The organism is Mesorhizobium sp. M0074 (assembly GCF_040322975.1).
Lineage (GTDB): Bacteria > Pseudomonadota > Alphaproteobacteria > Rhizobiales > Rhizobiaceae > Mesorhizobium.
Genome location: NZ_JAMYUM010000008.1, coordinates 230,910 through 246,512, shown reverse-complemented (window position 1 = coordinate 246,512; position 15,603 = coordinate 230,910). Strand labels below are relative to the sequence as shown.

Here is a 15,603-nt window from a genome sequence, read left to right as displayed (position 1 = left end):
GGGCCGCCTCAGAAAATGTCGCAGCAGCCGGTGCACGCCGTTTCAGGCAGGCTCATACTCCTGATCAAATCCGGCTACTGGCTGGCTCTGCTGATCATAGCCGCCATGGTCGTGGCCTCCTTCATCCTGCTGCAACAAGTGATGTCTACCCAACGGCACAATCAGGCGCTGCTCGATATCGTCAGCACACAGAAAGCCCTGTCGCAACGCATCGTCTTCCTTGCCGGCGCGACAGGCAGCGCCCAGCGCGATCAACAGCGCGCCCTGGTTACCGCGCTCAAGCAAGCGACGGTGGAGTTCGAGAAGAACTACGATCTGCTGCTCGAACGGACCGCCGCCGATCCGGCGTCGCCGGCAAGGTTCGATCCGAAATCGATCGAGAGCGTGCTTTTCGCCAAGCCGTACCATCTCGACTATTTCTCGGTCGGGCTTATCGCCAACGGCGAACGCCTGATCTCGTCATTCGAATCGCGGCTCAACATGGCCGGCAATGGTGGCTACAAAGGCGGAGAGGAGCGCGTCAACCTGAACGCTTCCGTTGCCAATGCAACATTGTCGGGCTATGCCGCACTTGGCCAGCGCATCAGCGCCTTTGCAGACCAGCGATCCGAAACACTTCTCGATCTTAACCGCACATTGTTCTACTCGACCATCGGCGTCATCGTGCTGGTGGCGCTTTTCATTTTCAGGCCGATGTCGAATGCCATCCTGCGCCGGACGCGCGAGCTGGTCGATGCGCGCAATTCCATGGCCTTTATTGCCGTGCATGACGGGCTGACCGGCCTGCACAACCGCACCTTCCTGACCGAGCATTTCGATACGCTGATCAATGCGGCGCTGCGACGGCGTGAACGGGTTGCCGTGGTGCAGTTCGATCTCGACCGGTTCAAGCAGATCAACGACACGTTCGGCCACGCCGCCGGCGATTATGTGCTGGTGGCGGCTGCGCAGCGCATGCGTGATTCGTGCCGTACGTCGGATCTCAACGTGCGGCTCGGCGGCGATGAATTCGTCATGATTCTCAATGGCGCCGGCAGCACCGAGGACATCGATACCGTCGCCCGGCGCATCCTGACCAAGCTCAACAAGCCGATCGTCTTTCGAGGCACGACAATCCATCCAGGCGTAAGTGCCGGGATTGCGGTCTACCCTGTCGACGCCGACAATGCGCAGGATCTGCTCGTCCATGCCGATCTGGCGCTGTATTCGGCCAAGAAGCAGGGCGGCGGCAGCTTGTCGTTCTTCTCCGAGGAGCTGAGGCACGAACTCGATTATCGCAAGCAGCTCGAGCTCGACATCAGGACCGCCATCTCGGAGAAGGCGTTCGAAGTCTATTTCCAGCCGCAGGTGTCGCTGTCGGACGGCGGCATCAGCGGCATCGAGGCTCTGGTTCGCTGGAGACATGCCGAGCGCGGCATGATCGCGCCGGGCGAGTTCATTCCGATCGCGGAAAAATGCGGTCTCATGCCCGAGATCGGCCGCATCGTCATCGCCAAGGCGATCGACGAAGCAGCCGAATGGAACCGCGCAGGCATCGCCTTCGGACGGATCGCCGTCAATGTATCCGGCTCGGAGCTGCGCGAGACAGATTTCGAAGTCTTCCTGTTCGACATGCTGGAGAGGGCTGGCCTGCCAGCGCACAAACTGTCGCTGGAGATCGTCGAATCCGTCATCCTCGACGACGAGAAGACCGGTATCGCGGCAAAGCTGCCGCACATTCGCGCCGCCGGCATCCATCTTGAGCTCGATGATTTCGGCACCGGCTACGCATCGCTCAGCCATGTCAATCCAAACGAGATCGATCGGCTGAAGATCGACCGCCGTTTCGTCCAGAACATCAACGAGAACAGCGGCAACACCAAGATCGTGCGTGCCCTCACAGAACTCGCCCGCGGTCTCGGCATCTCGATCGTTGCCGAGGGCGCTGAAACCGAAGCCGAGCTCGACTCGCTGATGGCGATCGGCTGCGACCAGGTGCAAGGCTATTCCATCGCTTTCCCGATGCCGCCGGACAGCGTGCGCGGATGGCTGGTGGCGCGAACGCCCAAGAAGGCCAGGCTGACGGTGCTGCAGGGCTGCCGGGCGTAGATCCGTCATGGTTCGGCCTTGCGAACCGACATGACCTGCCGAGGCGGAAGGTCATCCTCATCACCGGGAAATCCTGCCAGCAATTGTCCAAAGTTGGACACACGCGCCAGTCTTTCGTAGTCCTGAAACGACAAAATGACCGCCTGCTTGCGGCCGTGCCGGGTGATGATGGCCGGTTCTCCCGCGACGACCTGATCGAGCAGCGCCGAGAGTGTAGCCCCGGCATCCTTCAGCGAAATTTCGCGCATGGCGTTTCCTATCCTAATTTCTAACCCTCGACATTGGCCCGCAACGCGGCCAGCACCTGAGCAAACTCTGCCAGCCTGTCGTCGGACAGTCCTTTCCGCAGCCGCTTGTCGAAGGCTAACGCGGCGGTGCGCAATTTCAGGAACAGCGCTTCTCCGGCTTGGGTCAGCTCCACCTGGTGAACCCGGCGGTTCTCGGGATCGCGGCGGCGCATCAGCAGGCCTTGCATCTCCATGGCGTTGAGGTGGTGGGTCAGCGTTGCGCCCCGGATGCCGATCATGCCGGCGAGCTCGCGTTGGTTGGCCAGCTCCCGCGACTTGACCGACAGCAACGTGACCCAGACCGGCAGCGTGCCGCCTGCCTCGACCAAGGCAGCGTCGAAAGCCTGCGCAACCAGCTTGGCGGTGCGCGCGAGATTCATCCCGATCGGCGGGCGGTCAAAGGGCGTCATGATCCGACACTAGAACAAGGGCAAAGCCTATGGAACCGGCTCGAGCTTATGCGTTGACATCTAATCATTTGATATCTATCAATATGCCTAGCGGTGGGCAAGAGAGGAAATGCGGTCATGCAATATGTCTACATTATCGTCCTCGGCCTTCACGTCATGGCGGGCGTGTTCTGGGCCGGCACCACCATCGCGGTCGCCCGCGAACCGGAGATCAGGGCGGAACGTTTCTTCCGGCCGCAAATGGGCGCAGCCGGCGTGGTTTTCCTCACGGGCTTGCTGCTGTGGTATTTCTTCCACAACGGCTCTTTCGGCTCGATGGAGAAGGTCTTGGCGCTGGGCATCTTGACGGCGTTAATCGCCGCCGGGGTTCAGGGCGCGCTGGTGGGTTCCGCCAGCAGGCAGTTGGCCGGCGCTGATGCGGCGAAGCAAACCCAATTGCGCGCCAAGATGACAAAAGGCGAACGCATCGCTGGCGGCCTGCTGGTTATCACCGTGTTCTGCATGGCCACCGCCAGGATGTTTTGAACGTCCTGCCGCAATCGCAAGATTGTACGGTGCCCGGCGATGGCCGGCGGCGTGCGCGGCGCGCAGACCGGACCAAAGTACCGTGGTGGCTCTCCGTACGGAGGTTCGGCTGCGCGCCACCAATCAATCCAAAATATTCCTCAGATCCGCAAGCCGAACCTGATGCCGTCATAGATGGCGGCGTGGATGTTGCGCGAGGCTACTGCATCGCCGATGCGGAAGAGCACGAAACCACTCTGCGGATTGCGCACCGGAAAGATGTCGCCGCCGTTGACCAGTTTTTCGTAATCGATCGCGCCGGCGTTCTTCGACAGCGGCTTCAGCGCCAGGTAGAGATCGTCGAGCGGCAGCGTGCCATGCTCGACCACCACCTGGTCGACCCGCCGCTCGGTGCGCCAGCCATCGGCGAAGTCGGAGGCGAGCTCGGCGATCAGCTGGTTGCCTTCGCGCCGCACAGAGCGCAGCCGTGTGTTGATGGTCACCGTGACACCCTTTTCCTGGAAGGCGCGCATGTAGGGCACATGATTCATGCCGCCCATTTCCGGGGCGAAGAAGCGTTCGGGCGAAACCAGCTCAAGCCTGGCGCCGCTATTGGCGATCAGTTCGGCGGCACCCATGCCCTGATGGCCGCCGTTGTCGTCATAGAGCAGTACATTCTCGGCCGGCTTGATGCTGCCGGCCATGATATCCCAGCTCGAGGTGACGAGATTGTCGCCCGCCGTCAGAGGCGGGTTCTGCGGCAGCCCGCCGGTGGCGACCACCACCACGTCCGGCGACAGCGCCAGCACGTCGTCCTTCTCCGCCCATTTGTCGTAGCGGATCTCGACGCCCAGCCGGTCGAGTTCGGCCAGGCGCCAGTCGATGATGCCGATCAATTCCTTGCGGCGCGGGTTTTGCGTTGCCAGCCGCACCTGGCCGCCGGCCTGGCTCGATGCTTCCAGCACCGTCACCTGGTGCCCGCGCTCGGCGGCGACGCGCGCCGCCTCCAGCCCGCCGGCGCCGGCGCCGACGACGACCACCTTCCGCTTCGGTCCCTCGGTTTTCGGAATAATATGCGGGATATCAGCCTCGCGGCCTGTCGCCGCATTGTGGATGCACAGCGCCTCGCCGCCCTCATAGATGCGGTCGAGGCAATAGGTGGCGCCGACGCAAGGCCGGATCTCGTGCTCGCGGCCCTCCATCACTTTTTTGACGATATACGGGTCGGCAATGTGGGCACGCGTCATGCCGACCATGTCGAGCTTGCCGGTGGCGATGGCGTGACGCGCGGTGGCGACGTCGGAAATCCGCGCCGCATGGAAGGTCGGGAATTTCGTCGCCGCTCTCACCTCCCCTGCGAAGTCGAGATGCGGTGACGAGCGCATGCCGGTCACCGGAATGACTTTGGTCAGCGCCGCGTCGGTCTCGATCGAGCCACGGATGATGTTGAGGAAATCGACCTTGCCGGAGCCGGCCAGCCGCCTGGCGATTTCGACGCCCTCCTGTTTCGACAGGCCTTTCTCGAAATCCTCGTCGGCGACCATGCGGATGCCGACGACGAACTTTTCGCCGACCGCGGCACGCACCGCGTCGAGCACCATTCCGGTGAAGCGCAGCCGGTTGTCGAGCGAGCCGCCGAAATCGTCGTCGCGCTGGTTGGTGGCCGGCGACCAGAAACCGTCCATCAGATGGCCGTAGGCTTCGAACTCGATGCCGTCGAGGCCGGCAGCCTGGCAGCGCTGCGCGGCCGCCGCATAGTCGGCGACGATGCGCTCGATATCCCAGTCCTCGATAGTCTTGGGAAAGGCCCGATGGGCCGGTTCGCGCACCGGCGAGGCCGACAGGACGGGCAGCCAGTCGGCCTGGTTCCAACCGGTACGGCGGCCGAGATGGGTGATCTGTATCATCACCTTGCAATCGTGCTCGTGGCAGGCATCGGTAAGCTCGGCGAGCCATGGCACGATGCGGTCGTCATAGACATGCAGATTGCCAAAAGCGGCCGGGCTGTCGCGCGAGACGATCGCCGAACCGGCGGTCATGGTCAGCGCCATGCCGCCCTTGGCCTTTTCGGCATGGTAGAGCCGGTAGCGTTCCTTCGGCATGCCGTCCTCGGAATAGGCCGGCTCATGGCTGGTCGACATCACCCGGTTCTTCAGCGTCAGATGCTTGAGCCGATAGGGCTGGAGGAGCGGGTCGTTGCTAGTCATCGTCTTCCTGCTGTTTCAAATTGTGCTAATGAGCGGCAAATTTTTGTTTTTACGCATGTCGCTGTCCCAAAATCGCTGCGCAGTTTTGGGCGACATGCAGCAAGGAACCTGCTCATGACCGATACGAAAAACCTCACCCAGCTCGGCACCAACGTCGAGGCGCCACAGAGCCCTGAAGCGGCAGTCCTGGAAACCGTGCCGTTTTCGCGCGGCGACGGCCCGCCGGCCATCGTTCGCTTCACCTGCCCGGAATTCACTTCGCTCTGCCCGGTCACCGGCCAGCCGGACTTCGCCCATATCGTCATCGACTACGCACCCGATGCGCTGCTGGTGGAATCGAAGTCGCTCAAGCTGTTCATGACCTCGTTTCGCAACCATGGCGCCTTCCACGAAGAATGCACCGTCATGATCGGCCGCCGCATCATCGCCGCGACCAAGCCATTGTGGTTGCGCATCGGCGGCTATTGGTATCCGCGCGGCGGCATTCCGATCGACGTGTTCTGGCAAACCGGCGCGCCGCCGGAAGGTGTGTGGCTGCCCGACACCGGCGTCGCCCCCTATCGCGGGCGCGGCTAATCGGACGGAGCGGCTCACCTGATCCCGGTCCGGCACAGGTTGGTCTCCAGGAAAGGCATCACCGCGTCGCGGTACCGCTGTTGGTCATAGCGATAGAGATCAACATGCCGCGCGCCGTCGAACCAGACCAGCTTTGCGTCAGCGCCTGCCGCATCTTTCAACGCCAGTGTCTGGCTGCGAGCGACAAACGGATCCGAATTGCCTGCTAGCAGCAATATCGGCCGATCAATCGCGCCGATGCGATCGACCGGCCTGACATCATCTACCCCGAAGCCAAGGCGGAGCTGCATCTGCGCCAAGAGGATGGTCGCCTGTACGTCGCGCAACATAGGCAAGGGCGCTCGCAACGCCGTGGTTTCCAGCAAAGTCGCGTAGAGCTGCTCCAGGACATAGGCATCGGCATGCTCCTGCTGAGCGCCAAATACAAAAGCAGCCGCACCGAGCGACGAGCCGATGGCCGCCACCTTGCGACCGGCGAAGCGTTGCCGCGCAAAGGCGAGGATGCGGCTGGCGTCCTGCCGTTCGATGTAACCAAAGCCTCTGATATCGCCGCCGCTTTCGCCATGTCCCGACAGATCGAACAGCACGATCGAGTAGCCGCTTTCGAAAAGCAGCTTCGCTCTTGGAACCATGGCCAGCTTGTTTGAACCGCGTCCGTGTAACAGCACGATTGTTCCGCAACTGTCCTGCCGATCCGCCACCCAACCGGCAAGATCGGGCGCGCCCTCCTGCTTCAGAACGATGCGCTCCACCGGTAACCCCACAGGCAGCGTGAAGCTTTGCTGAGGCACGCGGGCCACCGCGCGGCTTCCTGCCTCCCAGGTGACAGCGCAGGCCAGGACGCAAACCGCCGCGAATAAAGCAACCACGACAGGACCTCTTCTCATCGATCGGTCACGTGCACTTCGCATCAGTTGAGCGGCAGCCGCCGGTAACGGCCGGGACTGTTCGGATCGCTGAAATGGTGCATCGGCCCGTGTTCGGCGAAGTGTGCTGACCAGCGTTTCATGGCGGCCGGATCGAGTTCGACGCCCAGCCCGTCACCCTCCGGCACACGCACCGTGTTGGCGATCTGTTTGAACGGGCCGTCCTTGATCACGTCGCCGATCTGCCAGCGAAACAGGGATTGCGACGCCTCGGTGATCCATGGCGTTGCCGCCACGACGTGCAGATAAGCCGATGTCATGATGCCGAGATCGTTCGAATAGCACCAGAACCCCTTGCCCATCGCCTCACAGGCGGCAATGAATTTCAGAGTTTTCGACAATCCGCCGAGTGCTGCGAAATTGCAGACGAAGTAATCCGGCGCACCGAGCGCGACTGCCCGTCTGAGATCCGGGATGTGCGTCGAGAACGGAATGCGCGAATGCTGGCGCAGCGCAGCCATCTCCTCGAAGGTCGCGACCGGATCCTCGTAGTTGCGGATGTTGAACGGCTCGATCTCGCGCAGCACCCAGCGCGCTGTGGTCAGCGACCACTGCATGTTGGAATCGAGTTTGATCTGCGCTTTATCGCCAAGCGCCTCGCGCAGCATGCGCACTGTCCTGATCTCGAGCTCGGGATCGCCCATGATCAGCTTGCCCTCGAAGATCGTCGAGCCGTGCTGTTCTCGCATGCCGAGACAGTAGTCGACGATCGCTTCGGCGGTCATCTCGCCGCCGGCTCCGCCTTGAGCGGGGCGAAAGGCGAAATATTCCGAAAACGGAATGTCCTTGCGCACCGCGCCGCCGAGCAGCTTATAGAGCGGCATACCGAAGACCTTGCCTCTTATATCCCACAGCGCCAGTTCGACGGCGCCGAACGCCACCGTGGCTGCGTTCTCGCCGGTGTTGGCGGTGATCTGCCAGGGCGGCACACAGCGCGCCTCGCAATCGGCGATGTCGAGCGGATCGGCGCCAATCAGCGCCGGCGCGATCTCGGCCTTGATCACCTCGCCGAAATGCCACCATGGCGCCTCGCCCAGTCCGACCACGCCTTCGTCCGTCTCGACCTCGATGATCGATTTCGACGCGCCGCCGTAGAGACCAGCCGTCCACCAGAACGGAGCATCGAGCGGGACGTTGACGTGGGTGACGCGGATGTTGGTGATCTTCATCGATTCCGTTCTCACTCGCACTGGTATTGGCTTAGCGCCCATTCGCCGGTCACCGAGAGCAGGTCCGATATCTTCCAGTCGCCGTCGATTTTTTTGAACTTCCATTCCAGCCGATGCGGGTTGCCGGCGGCGACGAAGGCGACGACGACCTTGGCCTCGTCGCCCTTGACCGCTTCGATGGTCTTCAGGCTCTTGTCGATCTCCGCCTTGTCGTATTCGGAATTGTCGAGCGCCATGTTGGGATCGAGGCACTCGCCCTGCCCCGACTTCCGCAGCGCGTCGCTCTTGTCGAGCACCGACTTTGCCGGGTCGGTGAAATGGCCCCGCTGAGCCGGATCGACCTCGAGCCCGGCATGCTCGTAGAACGGCTTCACCACCGCAGTCGGCGAGCCCGGCTGCACGGGTGCGGCCGGCGCGTTTTCTGCCGGCGGCAACACTGCCGGCGGAGGTGCCGCACTGTCGGCCGGCGCGTTTGCGGGCGGCGCGCCGAACAGGCCCTGAGCGGCGGCGCTGCTCAATCCGGCCAGCAGGCACGCAGTCGCCAAAATCCAGGGATGGCAGCGAAGCACGGCGTCACTCCGGAGGCTGCCCGGCCAGGCATTCGAGCGCACTCAGCGTCCAGCCGCTGGTCTTCGAGGTAATGTCGGCGACCTTCCACTTGCCGTCGATCTTCTTCAATGACCAGACCATTTCGCGTTTGGAATCATCGCCTTCCGGAAAAAGGTTGAACGTCGCCGTCACCTCGGCGCTGTCGCCATCCAGCGTTTCGGCCAGCGTCAGCGTCTTGGCCACGGTCTTCTCGTCATAGTCCTGCGCATCGAGACCAGGGGCGAAGTCGATGCAGGGAACTTCATCCGGATGGCTCTTTGCCGCATTGTCGTTCAGTTCGAACAGTTTCGTCACCGGTGCGGTGAAGCGGTCGCGATATTGCGCATCGGCCTCGAATTTGACCGACGGGACATAAAAGAACTTCACGGCGTTGGCAGCAGGGCCGGCAAACGCGGCCGCCGGCACAGCCATCGAAAGCGCGGCAACAAAAAGTGGCAGTTTCATGGGTGTCCCCGATTGTTCACTGACGGAAGCTATCAGTACCACGCATCTTGCCCGTCGGCTTTCTTGCGGTCCATGAAATCCTGCAACGCGTCCTCTGCTGGCAACTCAGGCGTTCAGCCAGACATTCTGGAGATCCATCTCGAAGGTTTGGTGGACACCGTAGTTCTTCACCTTCTCGTTCATGTGGCTGAACAGCTTCTGCCAAAACGGCTGAATGATGACGCCCGAATCCTGCAGGATCTGCTCGATGTCCTTCATGACCTCGCGGCGCTTTTCCACGTCGATGAGCGAAAGAGCCTGCTTGAGCTTGGCGTCGAAATCAGGGTTCGAGTAGCCGGTTTCGTTCCAGGCCTCGCCGGTGCGATAGCCGAGCGCCAACACCTGTACGCCAAGCGGGCGCATGTACCAGATGGTCATCGAATAGGGGTATTTCGTCCAGTCGTTCCAGAAGGTCGACCCCGGCAGCACGGTGCGCTTCACTTTGATCCCGGCATCGCGCAACTGGCCGGCAATAGCGTCGCCGGTGTTCTTTTGCCAATCGTCCTCGACGGTGATCAGTTCATGCTCGAAGTCGTCCTGCCCGGCATCGGCCATAAGCTTCTTGGCGCCCGCGGCGTCGCGTGTCTTCTTGGGCAGCGCGTAGTATTCCGGATGAATCGGGCTGACGTGGTGGTTTTCACCAACAGTGCCTCGCCCGGCGTAGCCAAGTTCGAGCACCGCTTTGTTGTCGACGGCCATCTGGAGGGCGTTGCGAACCCGCTTGTCGTCATAGGGCTTGTTCGTGATGTTGGTCCGGGCGACGAGCGTGGTCGCTGTCGCGACCTCCGATTTGACCAGCCCCATCTTGTCGAGAATGTCTATGAAGTCGGCCGGCGTCTCGAAGTTGAGGTCGATTTCGCCGGAGTCGAATGCATTTATCGAGGCGTTGAAATCGGTTCCGTAGTCGATGAATTCGACGCCGTCGAGAAGCGCTTCACCGCCCCACCATTTGCCATTTTCACGACGCTTGACGACCGCTTTCTGGCCGACCGCATAAGACACCAGTTCGAACGGCCCGGTGCCAATCGGCTTCTCGATCGGATTGGCGCCGTCGGCGTCGAAGTTGCGATGGACCACCAGCGCCGGATAGTCGGTGAAGTTCGGGATCAGCGAGATGTCCGGCTCGTTCAGCTTCAGCTTCACCGTGTTGTCGTCGACCTTGGTGATCGCCCCTTCCCTGGCCTTGCCGGTCTTTGCATCGATCAGCGCACCGACGCGCGCGGCCATCGAATTGCCGGCGGCAGCCTTCTCGCACCAGCGCGTCAGATTGTAGGCCACGTCATCGGCGTTGAAAGCATCGCCGTTGTTCCAGGCGATGCCCTTGCGCACATGCAGCACGTATTCGGTGGCGTCGTCGTTGACCTCCCAGCTTTCGAGCAGAACCGGCTCGAATGTGAACTGGCGGGTGTAGCGGACAAGCGGCTCGAGCCAGCAGCGTGAAATGTTCGCAAGTTCCACCCAGTCGTAGGTGCGCGTGTCCTTTTGCGCCTTCACCGACATCGAAACGTGCAGCGTTCCGCCTTTCTTCGGCTCTTCAGCCAAAGCCCGCTCCGGCACGGCAAGTCCAATCATGCCGTAGGCAAGGGCCGCCGATGCGCCGAAAGCGCTTGCCAGGGCCAGAAACTCCCGCCGGTCGACGCGACCGGCGCGCGCCTCGCTGGCCATTGCTTCGATGGCGCTCGGTACGCGATCGCCGTTGCTTCTGAAGAGTGTCATTTTTTTCCTCCCTTATGGTTCGCATCGGGTCTTCGCCCGTGATCAACTAACGCTGTCCGGCAGTTTCTCCTCGCGCCGCGCAATCAAATCTTTGAGACCATCGGCGATGCCCTCATCGAGCTTCGGCTCCTCATAATCGGCGAGCATGTTGCGCGCTTTCTCGCGGCCGCGGGTGTCGTGGTCCTTTGCTCCTTCCGCCTTCCACTGTTCGAACGAATTGAAGTCCATGATGCTCGGTATGAAGAAGGCGGACTCGAAATGTTCAAGCGTGTGCTGGGTGCCGAGGAAATGGCCCTGCGGTCCGACCTCGCGGATAGCCGCCATAGCCTCCTTGAAATCGTCGAATGGCAGCCCGCCAGCATATTTGTACCAGCCGACAAGCTGCTCGCAGTCGGTGGCAAATTTCGAATAGCCGCAGGTCAGGCCGGCCTCGAGCCAACCGGCGGAGTGCCAGATGTAGTTGGCGCCGGCAAGGATGGCGGCATGCATCAGCATGTTCGCCTCGTAGCCCGCCTGGGCGTCGTTCAGCTTCGAGCCGACGTGGAAACCGGACGTGCGCCACGGCAGACGATACTTCCGCGCCAGCGCGCCCATGAGATACATCATCTGGGCCGCCTCCGGCGTGCCGCCCATGGGAGCGCCGGTCTTCATGTCGACCGTCACCATGAACTGTCCGTAGATCTGCGGCGAACCCGGACGCAGGAGCTGTGTGAACGCGACGCCCGCCAGCGCTTCGGCATTGACCTGCGCGACCGCACCGACGGCAGAGGCCGAAGTCGAGGCGCCGCAAAGGGCGAAGGGGGCGAGGATCAGCGGCTGGTTGTGGCGCGCATAGACTTTCATCGCGTCCAGCATGGTGGCGTCCCACACCAGCGGCGAATTGCAGTTGGTGATGGACACCAGGACCGGGTTGTCGCGGACAAAATCCTCGCCGAACACGATGCCTGCCATCGCCATCGTGTCTTCGGCTCGATCCCTGGAGGTCACGATGCCCATGAACGGCTTGTCGGAGTGCTTCAGCGCCGAATGGATGATGTGGAGGTGACGTTTCGGCACCGCGATTTCCATCGGCTCGCAGATGATCGAGCTCGACGAATGCAGCGCCGGCGCCATGTAGGCGAGCTTGTGGAAATTGTTGAGGTCGGCGAGTGTGCCGTAGCGCCTGTTGTTGTCGAGGTCGCGTACGTAAGGCGCCCCGTACATCGGCACGAAGATGGAGTTGTTTCCACCCACACGTACGGAACGCTGAGGATTCCTCGCATTGAGCGTGAACTCCGACGGGACCTTCGAGATGAGCTCCATCAGCAGGGCGCGGTCGATCCGGACCCTTGTCTCCGAGACATCGGCGCCCGCCGCCTTCCACATTGCGATCGCTTCGTCGTCGCGGAACTCGCATCCGACTTCTTCGAGGATGGAGAGCGACTCCTGGTGGATCAGCTCAACCGCCTCGTCCGGAACCATCTGATAGACGGGAATCTGGCGGACCAGGGTTGGAAACGACGCTATGGGTGCGCCCCGCAGCGCCTTGCGCCCCAGGCGGCCACCGCTGCGGCGGTTGGTGTGTTCGCTCACTTCAACGGCCGGTGCGTTCATGAAGGCTCCATATTCCTGTTGGTGACCAATCTAGCCAGACAAAATGCAGCTGTGACGCTGGAAAATCCTGATCTCTTGTATAAGCTCAGCTTATGCGAAGCTTGCGCCACCTGCTGCCGTCGGCCGGCAGCCTGATCGTTTTCGAGGCCGCCGGGCGGCTGTCGAGCTTTACCGCCGCCGGGCGCGAGCTCGGCATGACGCAGGCTGCCGTCTCCTATGCGATCCGTGGGCTCGAAGAGCAGCTCGGCGCGAAACTCTTCCAGCGCCGCCACCGGCAAGTCAGCCTGACCGAGGCCGGCGACCGCTTCCATGCCGACGTCTCGCTCGGCCTGTCGCACATTCGCAAGTCGGCGGAGGATCTGCGCCAGATCGCCGTCGGCGCGCATGTGACGCTCGCGGCCTCGACCGCCTTCGCCTCGTTCTGGATGATGCCGCGCCTGCAGCAGTTTCGCGACGAATTGCCGGGCATCGACCTGCGCATCCAGACCGCCGACCGCGATCTCGACATCATCGCCGAAGACATCCCGCTCGGCGTCCGCGGCGGCGAGCCCAGGGAATGGCCGGATTATCATTCGCTGCCGCTGGCCGATGAGGTGATATTCCCCGTTGCCGGCGTTAGTTACGTGGCACGGTTCGGGCTGCCGGAGCGTGTCGCGGACCTTCAATCGCACCGCCTCATCCATCTTGAAGAGCCGTTTCGCGAGGCCGCGAGCTGGGACGAATGGTTCGCCTCGGCCGGTGTCGACATCGCCGATGCCGGACGCGGCTTGCGCATCAACGACTATGCGCTGGTGATCCAGGCAGTCATGGAAGGGCAAGGCATCGCGCTCGGCTGGGGTCACCTCGCCGAGCGGCTGCTGGCATCAGGGCTGCTGGTGCGCGTCACCGGCCACACGATGACGACCGGCAAGGGCTTTCATGTCATCTGGTCGAAGAACCGCGAACTCAGCGACAACGCCCGCAAGGTGCGGGACTGGCTGGCGGCGCAGGCGTGAGGCCGATAAATGCCCGGTCAAACGGTCACGACGATCTTGCCGAACTGTTCGTTCGATTCGAGATAACGGTGCGCCTCGACGATCTGGTCGAACGGAAAGGTTCGGGCGATTGCCGGCTTCAGCGAACCCGAGCTCAGTCCGTCAAGGATGAACGCCTTGGCGGCCTGCAGCCGGACCCGATCGCGCACGATCTCATGGACGAGATAGCCGCGCAGCGTCAGCGTCTTGGCCAGCACTGCAGGTAGCGGAAAGGGGGTCGGGTCGGGGCTCAAGCCGCCATATTCGATGAGAATGCCATCCCGTGCCATCGCTGCCGTCAGAGGCTCGAAGATCGGCCCGCCGACCGCGTCGAACACCACGCGCACGCCGTCCGGGCCGGCGATTCGCTTCAGCCTGGCTTCCAGGTCCTCCTCTGCCGAGGCGATGACGTGGGCCGCGCCGAACTCAAGCAAAGCCCGCTTCTTGGCAGATGTCCGTGTGACCGCGATCGGGGTCGCGCCAATCATGTTGGCGATCTGGATCGCGGCAAGTCCGACGCTGCTCGAGGCCGCGGTAATGACAACAAAGTCCTCGCTTTGGAGGTTGGCAATGTCGATCAGCGCACCGTAGGCCGTGAGATATTGCATCCACGCGGCGGCGGCCTCTTCCCAGCTCAGCGATGGCGGGTGCTTGACGACGAGCTCGGCGGGATATGTGGCAATCTCACCATAGGCAGGCCAGCGGACCATCGACAATGGCGGCACGATGCTGACGGCATCGCCCGGCGCAAACCCGTCCACGCCTTCGCCGACCATCTCGACGATACCCGCCGCCTCGAGCCCAAGACCGGAAGGCAACGGCGCGGTCTGGATGTAGGTCCCCGAACGCAGCAGCGCCTCGGCGCGGTTTATGCCCAACGCCTTGACGCGTATCTGAATCTCACCGCTCGCGGGCGCAGGCGTGTCAACATTCTCGATGCGCAGGACCTCGGGACCACCGAGCTCATGAAAGCGAACGACACGTGCCATCGGTCACAACTCCAAAATATTTGAACTGAATCAGCTATGCCAGCGCTCATCAGGCGGATAAATAGTCGCTTGAGTAGATCAGCAGAAACTATAGGTTTTGAATATGGATCGCCTTACGAGCATGGCCGTGTTCGTCAAAGCCGTCGACCTGGGCTCGTTCGCAGCCGCGGCGGCGGCTCTCGATCTGTCCGGGCCGATGGTCGGCAAGCATGTCCGGTTTCTCGAGGAGCGCCTGAGCGTGCGCCTCATCAATCGGACCACGCGTCGCCAAAGCCTGACCGATTTCGGGCGCGCCTATTATGAACGCTGCCGGCTGGTGCTTGCCGAAGCGGAGGCCGCGGATGCACTCGCCGCCGACCAGCTTGCCGAACCGCGCGGAAAACTGCGTGTCCTCATGCCGGTGCATTTCGGCCGGCGCTGCGTTGCCCCGATCCTGTTCGGGCTTGCGCAGCAATATCCGGCGCTGGAACTTGACCTGTCGTTCAGCGACGCCCTCGCCGACCTCGCCGAGGACGGCTGCGATCTTGCCATTAGAACGGGCGACCTGGAGGACCAGGCCGGGGTAATGGCACGTCGCATCGCGCGCCAGCACATGCTCGTCTGCGCATCGCCGTCCTATCTCGACCGGCACGGCCGGCCGCAGCAAATAGATGACCTCGGCAGCCATCACGCGATCATCTACCGCCGTTCCGGGCGTGCCGTTCAGCCGTGGCTGTTTCCGCGCAACGGCCACCCCGCGATTGAGGTCAGGCCCGTCAGCAGATTGGGGCTCGACGATCTCGATGCCATCGCCGATGCCGCGGCCGCCGGCATGGGGCTCGCCTGGCTGCCATACTGGATGGTTCGCGAGCGCATTCAGGCGGGCGTACTTGTCCCGCTGCTGCCGGAACAGCCACGGTTTCTCTATGACGCCCATGCGCTGTGGTTGCAGACGCCTCACCTGCCGATGAAAGTCCGTCTTGCCGTCGATGCACTGGCGGCAGCGCTGCCCAAGCTCATGACTTGAAGTGCACGAGCGGCCAGTCGCGATCAG

15 protein-coding genes are annotated in these 15,603 nt (G+C 62.4%); 5 read left to right on the top strand and 10 right to left on the bottom strand.

The window, feature by feature from the left end; translation table 11 throughout:
- The first annotated feature begins 15 nt into the window (after nt 1–15).
- The gene (locus NKJ73_RS13960; RefSeq protein ID WP_352569807.1) at nt 16–2,088 is read left to right on the top strand and encodes a putative bifunctional diguanylate cyclase/phosphodiesterase; all 2,073 of its coding nucleotides are present in this window, start codon (nt 16–18) and stop codon (nt 2,086–2,088) included.
- 5 nt (nt 2,089–2,093) lie between these two features.
- On the opposite strand, the gene NKJ73_RS13955 is transcribed toward NKJ73_RS13960, so the two are convergent.
- Nucleotides 2,094–2,336: a type II toxin-antitoxin system Phd/YefM family antitoxin gene (locus NKJ73_RS13955; RefSeq protein WP_352569806.1), complete on the bottom strand. Its 243-nt coding sequence runs from the start codon at nt 2,334–2,336 to the stop codon at nt 2,094–2,096.
- Between the two features lie 20 nt (nt 2,337–2,356).
- Nucleotides 2,357–2,785, bottom strand: coding sequence for a MarR family winged helix-turn-helix transcriptional regulator (locus NKJ73_RS13950; protein WP_352569805.1), 429 nt, complete (start codon nt 2,783–2,785; stop codon nt 2,357–2,359).
- 117 nt (nt 2,786–2,902) lie between these two features.
- Between NKJ73_RS13950 and NKJ73_RS13945 the strand changes: the two genes are divergently transcribed.
- Nucleotides 2,903–3,310, top strand: coding sequence for a hypothetical protein (locus NKJ73_RS13945; RefSeq protein ID WP_023674396.1), 408 nt, complete (start codon nt 2,903–2,905; stop codon nt 3,308–3,310).
- A gap of 140 nt (nt 3,311–3,450) precedes the next feature.
- Here NKJ73_RS13945 and NKJ73_RS13940 read toward each other — a convergent pair whose 3' ends face one another.
- The gene (locus NKJ73_RS13940; protein ID WP_352569804.1) at nt 3,451–5,496 is read right to left on the bottom strand and encodes an oxidoreductase; all 2,046 of its coding nucleotides are present in this window, start codon (nt 5,494–5,496) and stop codon (nt 3,451–3,453) included.
- Nucleotides 5,497–5,610: 114 nt separating this feature from the next.
- Between NKJ73_RS13940 and queF the strand changes: the two genes are divergently transcribed.
- Nucleotides 5,611–6,072, top strand: a complete 462-nt coding sequence (gene queF, locus NKJ73_RS13935; RefSeq protein WP_023674394.1) for a preQ(1) synthase — start codon at nt 5,611–5,613, stop codon at nt 6,070–6,072.
- A gap of 14 nt (nt 6,073–6,086) precedes the next feature.
- On the opposite strand, the gene NKJ73_RS13930 is transcribed toward queF, so the two are convergent.
- From NKJ73_RS13930 to NKJ73_RS13905, 6 genes are all read right to left on the bottom strand, one after another.
- Nucleotides 6,087–6,872: an alpha/beta hydrolase gene (locus tag NKJ73_RS13930; protein ID WP_352569803.1), complete on the bottom strand. Its 786-nt coding sequence runs from the start codon at nt 6,870–6,872 to the stop codon at nt 6,087–6,089.
- 110 nt (nt 6,873–6,982) lie between these two features.
- Nucleotides 6,983–8,167 (bottom strand): mandelate racemase/muconate lactonizing enzyme family protein, encoded by a 1,185-nt coding sequence (locus NKJ73_RS13925; RefSeq protein ID WP_352569802.1) that lies wholly within the window; start codon nt 8,165–8,167, stop codon nt 6,983–6,985.
- A gap of 11 nt (nt 8,168–8,178) precedes the next feature.
- A complete protein-coding gene (locus tag NKJ73_RS13920) occupies nt 8,179–8,736 on the bottom strand; it encodes a hypothetical protein (RefSeq protein ID WP_051406072.1) in 558 nt (185 codons plus the stop codon).
- A 4-nt stretch (nt 8,737–8,740) separates the two neighbouring features.
- Nucleotides 8,741–9,220: a DUF3828 domain-containing protein gene (locus NKJ73_RS13915; protein WP_352569801.1), complete on the bottom strand. Its 480-nt coding sequence runs from the start codon at nt 9,218–9,220 to the stop codon at nt 8,741–8,743.
- A gap of 105 nt (nt 9,221–9,325) precedes the next feature.
- On the bottom strand, nt 9,326–10,975 hold the full coding sequence (locus NKJ73_RS13910; protein ID WP_352569800.1) for an ABC transporter substrate-binding protein: 1,650 nt from the start codon (nt 10,973–10,975) through the stop codon (nt 9,326–9,328).
- Between the two features lie 42 nt (nt 10,976–11,017).
- Entirely contained in the window at nt 11,018–12,568 is a 1,551-nt protein-coding gene (locus tag NKJ73_RS13905; protein ID WP_352569798.1) for a trimethylamine methyltransferase family protein, read from the bottom strand.
- Nucleotides 12,569–12,660: 92 nt separating this feature from the next.
- On the opposite strand from NKJ73_RS13905, the gene NKJ73_RS13900 reads away from it, so the two are divergent.
- Entirely contained in the window at nt 12,661–13,563 is a 903-nt protein-coding gene (locus NKJ73_RS13900; protein ID WP_352569797.1) for a LysR substrate-binding domain-containing protein, read from the top strand.
- Between the two features lie 17 nt (nt 13,564–13,580).
- Here NKJ73_RS13900 and NKJ73_RS13895 read toward each other — a convergent pair whose 3' ends face one another.
- Nucleotides 13,581–14,570 carry a zinc-dependent alcohol dehydrogenase family protein gene (locus tag NKJ73_RS13895; protein ID WP_352569796.1) on the bottom strand — a complete coding sequence of 330 codons (990 nt, stop codon included), beginning with the start codon at nt 14,568–14,570 and terminating at the stop codon, nt 13,581–13,583.
- 103 nt (nt 14,571–14,673) lie between these two features.
- On the opposite strand from NKJ73_RS13895, the gene NKJ73_RS13890 reads away from it, so the two are divergent.
- Nucleotides 14,674–15,576, top strand: coding sequence for a LysR family transcriptional regulator (locus NKJ73_RS13890; RefSeq protein ID WP_352569795.1), 903 nt, complete (start codon nt 14,674–14,676; stop codon nt 15,574–15,576).
- Nucleotides 15,577–15,603: the final 27 nt, after the last annotated feature.